The sequence below is a fragment of the Actinomadura sp. NPDC048032 genome (genome assembly GCF_040653175.1).
GTDB classification, from domain to species: Bacteria; Actinomycetota; Actinomycetes; order Streptosporangiales; family Streptosporangiaceae; genus Spirillospora; species Spirillospora verrucosospora.
Genome location: NZ_JBEZJP010000356.1, coordinates 1 through 8,920, shown reverse-complemented (window position 1 = coordinate 8,920; position 8,920 = coordinate 1). Strand labels below are relative to the sequence as shown.

Genomic DNA, 8,920 nt, shown 5'->3' with positions numbered 1-8,920 from the left:
GACCGCGCTCCAGGCGGCCGGAGGCCTCGGCCTGGTGCTGCCCGTCCTCGGCGGGCGGCGGCTGCTCGACCGGGCGCTCGGCGGCGCCGACCTGGCGGCCGTCCTGGCGCAGGGCGCGGTCGTGCTCGCCCTGACCGCCCTCGTCGCCGTGGCGGTCTCGGTCGCCTCGTCCCGCGACGAGGTGCTGAGCGAGCAGCTCAACCGGTACGCGATGGGCCGGATCCTGGACGTCGCCTGCGCCGTCGACCTCGAGGAGTTCGAACGGCCGGCGTTCCACAACCGGCTGGAGCGGGCCTCGATGAGCGCGCGGATCCGCCCGCACCAGGTCGTCCAGGGCCTCGGGGCCCTCACCGGCGCGCTGATGGCCACGGCCGGGGTGGCGCTCGCCCTCGCCGCGATCGAGCCGCTGCTCGTCCCGGCGACCGTGGCGGCGGGGGCGCCGCTGTGGCTGGCGGGGCTGAAGAGCGGGCAGGTGCTGTACGGCGCGCTGTTCCGGCTGACGCCCGCGGAACGCGAGCGCAGCTACCTGCTGGACGTGCTGACCAGCCGCCGCGCGGCCGCGGAGGTCCGCGCCTTCGGGCTGGCCCCGCACCTGCGGGCCCGCTGGGAGGCCCGCACCCGCGAGCGGCTCGGCGAGATCCGCCGGACCGTCCGCCGCCGGCTGCGCATCACGCTGCTGGCGCGGGCGGTCAGCGGCCTCGCGCTCGCGGCGGTGCTCGGACCGCTGCTGGCGCGCGCGGCGACCGGCGCCATGCCGGCGGCCGACGCGGGCGCCGCCGCCACGGCCGTCCTGCTGCTGGCCTCCCGCCTCCGCGCCGCCGCGGCGGGCACCGACCAGCTCTTCGAGGCGGCGCCGTTCGTCCGCGACCTCAGGTCGTTCCTCAGCCCGCCGGAGCGCGCGCCCGCCGAGCCCGCGCCGCCGCCCTTCCAGGTGCTGACGGCCGAGAACCTCGGATTCGGCTACCCCGCGGCGTCCCGCCCCGCGCTGGACGGCGTCGACCTCACGATCAGGGCGGGCCAGGTCGTCGCGCTGGTGGGCGAGAACGGCTCCGGCAAGACGACCCTGGCGAAGCTGCTGTCGCACCTGTACCGGCCGGAGTCGGGGCGGATCCTCTACGACGGGGTCGACGTCGCGGGCGCCGACCCGGAGGAGCTGCGCGCCTCCGTCGCCGTGCTCTTCCAGGACTTCGAGCGCTACCTGCTGCCGGCGTCCGACAACATCGCCCTCGGCAGGCCCGAGCGTGCCGGCGACCGGCGGGCCGTCGAGCGGGCCGCGCTCGCCGCCGGGGCGGACCGGTTCCTGCGCGGGCTGCCGGACGGCTACGGAACGCTGCTCGGACCGCAGTTCGCCGGAGGCGTCGACCTGTCCGGCGGCCAGTGGCAGCGGGTGGCGCTCGCCCGGGCGTTCTTCCGCGACGCGCCGTTCGTCATCCTGGACGAGCCGACCGCCACCCTCGACGCCCGCGCCGAGCACGACCTGTTCGAGCGCCTCAGGGGCCTGCTCGCCGGACGCACCGTGCTGCTCATCTCGCACCGCTTCTCGACCGTCCAGACGGCCGACCACATCTACGTGCTCGCCGGCGGCCGGATCGCCGAGCACGGCACCCACGCCTCGCTGATGGCGGCCGGCGGGCACTACGCCGAGCTCTTCGCCCTCCAGGCCGAGGGATACCTCGACCCCGCCGCCATACCCGGGCGGTGACCCCGGAGCCACCGGATATGACAGAACTGTGATAACAAGTCGGCATGCGCGCGATCGACCTGCTCAACGGACGGCTCAAGCTGCGGCACCTGGTGCTCGTCGTCGCCATCGCCGACCAGGGCAGCGTCCTGCGGGCGGCCGAGCACCTGCGGCTCGCGCAGCCCGCCGTGACGCGCAGCCTGCGCGAGGTGGAGGGCATCCTCGGCGTCGAGCTGTTCACCCGCGGCCCCCGCGGCATGACCCCGACGATGTTCGGCGACGCGTTCGTCGAGCACGCCCGCACCGTCCTGGCCGAGCTCCGCCGCGCCGGAGAGCGCATCAGCGGCCTGGCCGACGGAGAGGTCGGCACGGTCACGATCGGCACCCTGCTCGCCGGCTCAAGCGTCCTGCTCCCCCGCGCGATCGCCGCGCTGAAGCGGGACCGCCCCGGCGTCACCGTGATCGTCCAGGAGGCCACCTTCGACGCGCAGGTCCCCCGCCTGCTGGACGGCGAGATCGACCTGATCCTCGGCCGCCTCAACCCGATCGGGGACCTGCGCGGCCTGCGCCAGATCACCCTCTACGGCGAGCCCGTCCGCCTCGTCGCCCGCCGGGGCCATCCCGCGCGCTCCGTCGCGGGCCTCGGCCTGGCCGACCTGCTCGCCTACCCCTGGGTGCTGCCCCTGGAGCAGACGGCGCTGCGGTCGGAGCTGGAGCAGGTCTTCCGCGCCGAAGGCCTGAACCCGCCCGGCAACCTGGTCGAGTGCACGTCGGTGCTGACCGTCCGCACCCTCGTCCGCGACACCGATATGATCGCCGCCCTTCCCGAGTTGGTCGCGCGGACCGACGCCGACATCGCGCCGCTGCCCGTGCCCCTGGAGACCGTCCGCCGCCAGGTGGGCGTCACGCTGCCCGCGCACCGCGCCCCGACTCCGTCGGCCCGGCTGATGCTCGACCATCTCCGCCGCGCCGCCGCCGAGATCACCGCCGGCTGATCACACCGCGCGGACCAGGTCGACGAGCGCCCGGCCCACCGCGGAGTCCGGATCCGCCATGTCGAGGACCACGTCGAAGTGGTCGCGGCCCGGGACGACCATGAGGTCTCCGGCGTCCCAGTGCGGATGGAACAGACGGGACTGCGCGAGGAAGCCCTCCCCGTCGTCCTGGGCGACGACGAGGACGGCCGGGCAGCGGTACGGCGCCGGCAGCAGCGCCGGGCTCAGCGCCGCGGCCCGCGGCAGGTCCAGCCGCACGGCCTCGTTGACGTAGACGCGGGTGATCGGGCGGATGTCGAACAGCCCGCTGAACGGCATCGCGGCCTTGACGACGTCGGCGGGCAGCCCGAGCGGCTCCTGCCAGCCGCCGACCATCGTCATCCCGGTGAGGTGCCCGCCCGCCGAGCTGCCGCCCACCACGATGCGGTCGGGGTCGAGTCCGTGCTCGCGCCCGTGCCGGTGCACCCAGGCCACGGCCGCCCGCACCTGCCGGACGATCTCCTCCAGCGTCGCCTTCGGGGCCAGGGTGTAGTCGGGCACCACGGTCGCGACGCCCTGCTCGTGCAGCATCCTCGCCATGAACGACGACACGTCCCGCGACAGGGCCATCCAGTAGCCGCCGTGCAGGAACACGAACACCGGCCGCAGCCCTTCGCCGGCGCCCCAGACGTCGAGCCGCTCCCCGCTCGCCTCGTCGTAGACGATCCCCGGGCGCCCGGGCAGCCCCTCGACCGCCGCCTCCGACATGGCCCGGTACCGGGCCATGTGCCGGTCGAACAGCTCGGGACCGGCCTTCCTGCGCACGTTGTAGGCGACGTCCAGTTCCTCGTCGCTCAGCTGACTGCCCGGCCAGTCGCCCAGATCGTCCACGAACGCACCTCCGCTCCAGGACCAGCCTCCCGTCCGCCCGGGAGACGATCAAATACCCTTCCCGGCCTCGCGGTATCACGCCTTCGCCATACCCGGCCGGCGGCCCCCGCCGCGCCGGCCGGGCGGCGGCCGGTCAGAGCACCTTGCTGAGGAAGGCCTTCGTGCGCTCGTTGCGCGGGTGGTCCAGGACCTCCGAGGGGGTGCCGGACTCCACGATGACACCGCCGTCCATGAAGACGACGCGATCGGCGACCTCGCGCGCGAAGCCGATCTCGTGCGTGACGACGATCATGGTGAGGCCCTCCTCGGCGAGGGTCTTCATGGTGTCCAGCACGTCCCCGACCAGCTCGGGGTCCAGTGCGGAGGTCGGCTCGTCGAACAGCATCAGCTTCGGCCGCATCGCCAGCGCGCGGGCGATCGCGACGCGCTGCTGCTGCCCGCCGGACAGATGGCGGGGGTAGCCGCCCGCCTTGTCGGCGAGGCCGACCTTGGCCAGCAGCTCGCCGGCGCGCGCCCGGGCCTCGGCGCGGGAGTCGCCGCGCACGCCGGTCGGCGCCTCCATGACGTTCTGCAGGACGGTGAGGTGCGGGAACAGGTTGAACTGCTGGAACACCATGCCGATCTCGCGGCGCTGCCGCGTGACCTCGCGCTTGCGCAGGTGCCGGGGCTTCCCGCCGGACACGCTGAACCCGATCAGCTCGCCGTCCACGTGGACCGAGCCGCCGTCGATGGTCTCCAGGTGGTTCACGCACCGCAGGAACGTCGACTTGCCCGAACCGGACGGCCCGAGGATCACGACGACCTCGCCGGGGCCCACGTCCAGGTCGACGCCCTTCAGTACCTCCAGGTGTCCGAACCTCTTGCGGACGCCCCGCGCCCGCACCATCGGGACGACGGCCGTCGGCGGGTCCTTCTCCATCGTGGTCACGGCGACACCTCCGGGGCGGGACGGCGGCGCCGCATGAGGACGAAGTCCCAGAAGCCCTGCCGGGCGTCGCGGGTGGCGCCGCGCGAGTAGTGGTGCTCGATGAACGACTGCCCGACGTACAGGATCGAGGTGATCACCAGGTACCAGAGGCAGGCGACGAGCAGCAGCGGGATGGTCTGGAACGTCCGGTTGTAGATGGACTGGACGGTGTAGAGCAGGTCGGCGAGGGCGATCACGCTGACCAGCGAGGTGGCCTTGAGCATGTTGATCACCTGGCTGCCGGTCGGCGGGACGATGAACCGCATCGCCTGCGGCAGCACGATCCGCCGGAAAGTGCGGGCGCCGCCCATGCCGAGCGCCTGGGCGGCCTCGGTCTGTCCGGGGTCCACGGCGAGCAGCCCGCCGCGGATGATCTCCGCCATGTAGGCCGCCTCGTTGAGGCCGAGGCCGAGGATGGCGGCGATCAGCGGGGTGATGAGGTGGTTGGTGTCGCCGTGCAGGAACTCCGGCCCGAACGGGACGCCGACCGACAGCCGCGGCAGCAGCGCCGACAGGTTGTACCAGAGCACGAGCTGCACCAGCACGGGCACGCCGCGGAAGAACCACACGTACAGGCCGCACGCGGCGCGCAGCAGCGGGTTGTCCGAGAGCCGCCCCACCGCGAGCATGACACCGCCCGCGATGCCGACCGCCATCGCGATGACGGTCAGTTCGAGCGTGATGGCGATGCCGTCTCCGATGATGGAGGCGTTCATGTAGCGGCCGACGACGTCCCACTGGAAGTTGTCGTTGGTCCACAGCAGGTGGGCGAGCTGGGCGGCCAGCACGAGCACGACGAGCGAGGCGAGCCACCGCAGCGGGTGCCGCACGTGCGCCGCGCCCGTCACGTCGACGTCGCCGACGGTGCCGCGCGGATGCTCCTTGGTCATGGTCACCTCGGCTCACCCCTTCCTCGGCGCCAGGTTCACGCCCGGCTTGTCGAGCATGTTGGCGGTCAGGCCCCACTTGGTCATGACCTTCTTGTACGTGCCGTTCTCGATCAGCTTGCGGAACCCGTCGAGCAGGACGTCCCGCAGCGGCGAGTCCTTGGCGACGACCGAGCCCTGGTAGAGGTCGTCGAACCCGTTGGCCTTGCCCGTCCCGGCGAGCTCCAGGTCGTCGCCCGACTGCTTCACGAAGTAGCTGAGCGGCGCCTGCGAGGAGAAGAAGCCGTCGGCCCGGTGGGACCTGACGGCGAGAATCGCGGTCGGCTGGTCCTTGTAGGACTGCACCTGCACCGCGGGCTTGCCCTGCTGGACGCACGTGGCCGACTGGGACTTGACGACGTCCTCGGCCGACCCGCCCGCCATCACCGAGATCTTCATCCCGCACGTGTCGGCGATGGAACCGATGTGCCTGGGGTTGCCCTTCGGAACGGCGAAGACGACGAACTCGCGGACCCAGTCGACGAAGTCGTTGGCGCTCTCGCGCTCGGGGAAGTCGCCGACCGGGCCCATCGCGAAGTCGTACCGGTCGGCCTTGATGCCGGTGAGCAGGCTGGGCAGCCCGTCCACGGTCACGTGCTCGATCTTGACGCCGAGCAGCTGGCTGAGCGCGGTGGACAGGTCGGCGGAGGCGCCGCTCAGCGACCGGCCGTCCGAGCCCGCGATCTCGTAGGGCGGGAACGAGCCGTTGTTGGCCGAGATCAGCGTTCCGGACGCCTTGTTCTTGGCGGGGAGCCGGTCGTGCAGCCCGTGGTCGAGCGTCTGGCGCAGGTCGGCGGCGCCGACGCCCTGCGAGGACTCGCCGTTGAGGATCCCCTCGGCCTCGGGCGGGTTCGCCCCGCACGCGGCGGTCCCCGCGAGCAGGGCCGCCGCCGCCAGGGCGGCGATGGCGCGTCTCATGCGGTCTCCTTCAGGGGGCGGATGGACGGGTCGACGCGGAAGCGGCGGTTGGCGAGCACGGGCAGCGCGCGGCGGGCCTCGGCCAGTTCCTCCTGGTCGGCGATGGCCCACAGGAGGCCGGGCCGGTCGCCCAGCTGGTCGCGGACGGTGCCGAGCGGGTCGACGACCATGCTCGATCCGATGTTGCGGCGGCCGCACTCCCCCGACGCCGCGACGTAGCAGGTGTTCTCCAGCGCCCGGGCGGTCACCATGACCTCCCAGTGCCGCTCCTTCGCGGGGCCGCGCACCCAGGCGGCCGGCAGCGCGAGCACGTCGGCGCCCGCGTCGACCAGCAGCCTGGCCATTTCCGGGAATCTTACGTCGTAGCAGGTCATGAGGCCCACCTTCCAGCCGTCGCAGTCGACGACCACGGGCTCTCCGTCGCCGGGCGCCACCCGGTCGGACTCCCGCGCGCCGAACGCGTCGTACAGGTGGACCTTGCGGTAGGCGGCGACGAGCTCGCCGTCGCGGACGGCGACGAGGGTGTTGTGGACCTTGCCGTCCCCGGCCGGTTCGTGGACGCCCGCGACGATCGTGGTGCGCGAGCCTTCGCTGTGGGCGCGCAGGCCGGTGACGAAGGGGCCGTCCAGCGGCTGCGCCGCGCCGGTGATGCGGGCGGGCTCGTCGATGAACAGGGCGAGGGAGTCCTCGGGCAGCACCAGCAGCCCGGCGCCGCCCTGGACGGCCTCGTCGATCAGCGTCATGCAGGTCTTGAGGTTGGTCTGCCAGTCCTCGGTGGAGGCGAACTGGCCCACGGCGATCCTCATCCGAAGAGCTCCTCGGCCTTGATCGGGCGGGGCGCGATGCCCTGCTCGTACAGTTCCGCGCAGAACGCGGCGGTCATGGCGGCGTTGGCCTCGGTCCCGTAGGGCATCCAGTCGGGTCCGAAGATCCGCGCCTGCGCCTCCAGCTCGTCCAGCAGCCAGGGCGTGGTGTCGGCGAGCAGCCGGCGGCGCTCCAGCCAGAGGCGCTTGGACGCCGCGAAGGCCTCCTGGACGGCCTCGGGGAGCCAGGGGTGGGCGTTCACGACCTCGCGCTTGAGGGCGAGGAGGTGGATGCCGGGGACGAAACCGGTCCCGGCGTAGTAGGCCGTCTCGGCGGCGCGGTAGTCGCCGTAGAGGTGGCGGAAGCGGCCGCCGGCGGTGAACATCTCCGGGGGCATGAACGGGGTGAAGATCGCGTCGAGGCTCCCGTCGGCGAGCCCCTCGACGAGGGGCGTGCCCGTGACCCGCACGTTGCCGGGCAGCGGGCGGGGGCCGACACGGTCCTTGCCGGTCTCGCCGGCCGCGAGCGACCCGACGCGCCACTGGATGCCGGACAGGTCGACGCCCTCGGCCCGCAGCAGCGCCCGCGTCCAGGTGTTGCCGGAGTCGGGCCAGCCGGTGAGCCCGATCGTGGCGCCCGCCAGGTCCCGCGGGGAGGAGAGGCCGCTGCTCCAGCGGACGAGCACGCAGCGGTGCCGGAAGCCTCGCATGAGGAACACCGGCAGGCCCACGAGCCGGTCGTCGCCGGCCGCGCGCGCGAGGGCGTAGCGGCTGAAGGACGTCTCGCCGCCGTCCAGGCCCGGCTCGGCGAGGACGTCGGGGGTGGCGTCGCGGGTCTCGACCTCCAGGGCCGCCCCCCGGGCGCCGGTCCGGCCGGTCAGCAGCGGGACCAGATGGTCCCAGTCCCGCACCGCCAGACGTATCCGTGGAATCGGCACAGCACTCCATCTCTGCACGTAGAAGGGGGTTTGCCCGCACATCGGGGCGCGATGGGATCCGACTTTAGGGTCTGTTTGTAGCCAGTACAATGGGCGTTTTGTTACTGCACATAACTTGTCCGGAGGTAGCGTGACCGACGCGGCGTGGCTGGCCGAGCGCATCGGCGACCGCACGGCCCGGGGCATCGCCGCGGCGATGACCGGCCTGATCCGCGGCGGTGAGATCCCGGCGGGCACCCGGCTGCCGACCGTCCGCGGCCTCGCGGCGGAGCTCGGGGTGAGCCCGGGCACCGTCGCCGACGCCTGGGCGACGCTGCGCCGGCACCGCGTCGTCAGCGCCCAGCGGCGGCGCGGCACCGTGGTGATCGGCCCGCCGAACGTCCCGCACCCCGCGCGGTACGAGCGAATCGGGGAGTTCGGCACCCGGCTCGCGATCGACCTCGCCGTCGCCGCGCCCGACCCGGCGCTGCTGCCGCCCCTGGACGCGGCGCTCGCGGTCGGCGCCCGGACCCCGCACCTGAACGACTACACCCGCGAGACGATCACTCCCGCGCTGCGCGCCGCCGTCGAGCCGGGCTGGCCCTTCCCCGCCGCCGCCATGCTCACGGCGGGCGGCGGCTACGAGGGCGTCCAGCTCGTCTGCCAGACCGTCGCCGTCCCCGGCGACCGGATCGCCGTGGAGGACCCGACCGGCGCCCGGCTGCTGGACATCCTGGAGGCGCAGGGTGCCGAGGTCGTCCCGGTGGCCTGCGACGCCGAGGGCCCGGAGCCGGAGTCCCTCGCCGAGGCCCTGGCGGAGGGGCCGGCCGCGTTCGTGTACCA

The 8,920-nt window shown here is 73.5% G+C and carries 9 protein-coding genes; 3 read left to right on the top strand and 6 right to left on the bottom strand.

Annotated elements, in window-relative coordinates; translation table 11 throughout:
* Positions 1–1,702 (top strand): ABC transporter ATP-binding protein (locus tag AB0C69_RS32515; RefSeq protein ID WP_360358783.1); only part of this gene is annotated, 1,702 nt, incomplete at its 5' end.
* A gap of 44 nt (positions 1,703–1,746) precedes the next feature.
* Positions 1,747–2,676, top strand: coding sequence for a LysR substrate-binding domain-containing protein (locus tag AB0C69_RS32510; RefSeq protein ID WP_360358782.1), 930 nt, complete (start codon positions 1,747–1,749; stop codon positions 2,674–2,676).
* Here AB0C69_RS32510 and AB0C69_RS32505 read toward each other — a convergent pair whose 3' ends face one another.
* The 6 genes from AB0C69_RS32505 to AB0C69_RS32480 form a co-directional block, all read right to left on the bottom strand.
* Positions 2,677–3,546: an alpha/beta hydrolase gene (locus AB0C69_RS32505; protein ID WP_360358781.1), complete on the bottom strand. Its 870-nt coding sequence runs from the start codon at positions 3,544–3,546 to the stop codon at positions 2,677–2,679. It lies immediately after the preceding gene.
* A gap of 133 nt (positions 3,547–3,679) precedes the next feature.
* Entirely contained in the window at positions 3,680–4,465 is a 786-nt protein-coding gene (locus AB0C69_RS32500) for an amino acid ABC transporter ATP-binding protein (protein ID WP_360358784.1), read from the bottom strand.
* Between the two features lie 5 nt (positions 4,466–4,470).
* On the bottom strand, positions 4,471–5,403 hold the full coding sequence (locus AB0C69_RS32495) for an amino acid ABC transporter permease (RefSeq protein ID WP_360358780.1): 933 nt from the start codon (positions 5,401–5,403) through the stop codon (positions 4,471–4,473).
* A 12-nt stretch (positions 5,404–5,415) separates the two neighbouring features.
* Entirely contained in the window at positions 5,416–6,357 is a 942-nt protein-coding gene (locus AB0C69_RS32490; RefSeq protein ID WP_345179123.1) for an ABC transporter substrate-binding protein, read from the bottom strand.
* Positions 6,354–7,163: a deaminated glutathione amidase gene (locus AB0C69_RS32485; RefSeq protein WP_360358779.1), complete on the bottom strand. Its 810-nt coding sequence runs from the start codon at positions 7,161–7,163 to the stop codon at positions 6,354–6,356. The genes AB0C69_RS32490 and AB0C69_RS32485 overlap by 4 nt, the downstream gene beginning before the upstream one ends.
* Positions 7,160–8,071, bottom strand: coding sequence for a hypothetical protein (locus tag AB0C69_RS32480; RefSeq protein WP_360358778.1), 912 nt, complete (start codon positions 8,069–8,071; stop codon positions 7,160–7,162). The genes AB0C69_RS32485 and AB0C69_RS32480 overlap by 4 nt, the downstream gene beginning before the upstream one ends.
* 157 nt (positions 8,072–8,228) lie before the next feature.
* On the opposite strand from AB0C69_RS32480, the gene AB0C69_RS32475 reads away from it, so the two are divergent.
* The coding region (locus AB0C69_RS32475) for an aminotransferase class I/II-fold pyridoxal phosphate-dependent enzyme (RefSeq protein WP_360358777.1) at positions 8,229–8,920 on the top strand (692 nt) is incomplete at its 3' end.

Bases quoted from the DNA above. Each gene is read 5' to 3' on its own strand.
- AB0C69_RS32510 (WP_360358782.1), top strand. From the start codon at position 1,747: ATGCGCGCGATCGACCTGCTCAACGGACGGCTCAAGCTGCGGCACCTG.
- AB0C69_RS32500 (WP_360358784.1), bottom strand. From the start codon at position 4,465: ATGGAGAAGGACCCGCCGACGGCCGTCGTCCCGATGGTGCGGGCGCGG.
- AB0C69_RS32495 (WP_360358780.1), bottom strand. From the start codon at position 5,403: ATGACCAAGGAGCATCCGCGCGGCACCGTCGGCGACGTCGACGTGACG.
- AB0C69_RS32490 (WP_345179123.1), bottom strand. From the start codon at position 6,357: ATGAGACGCGCCATCGCCGCCCTGGCGGCGGCGGCCCTGCTCGCGGGG.
- AB0C69_RS32485 (WP_360358779.1), bottom strand. From the start codon at position 7,163: ATGAGGATCGCCGTGGGCCAGTTCGCCTCCACCGAGGACTGGCAGACC.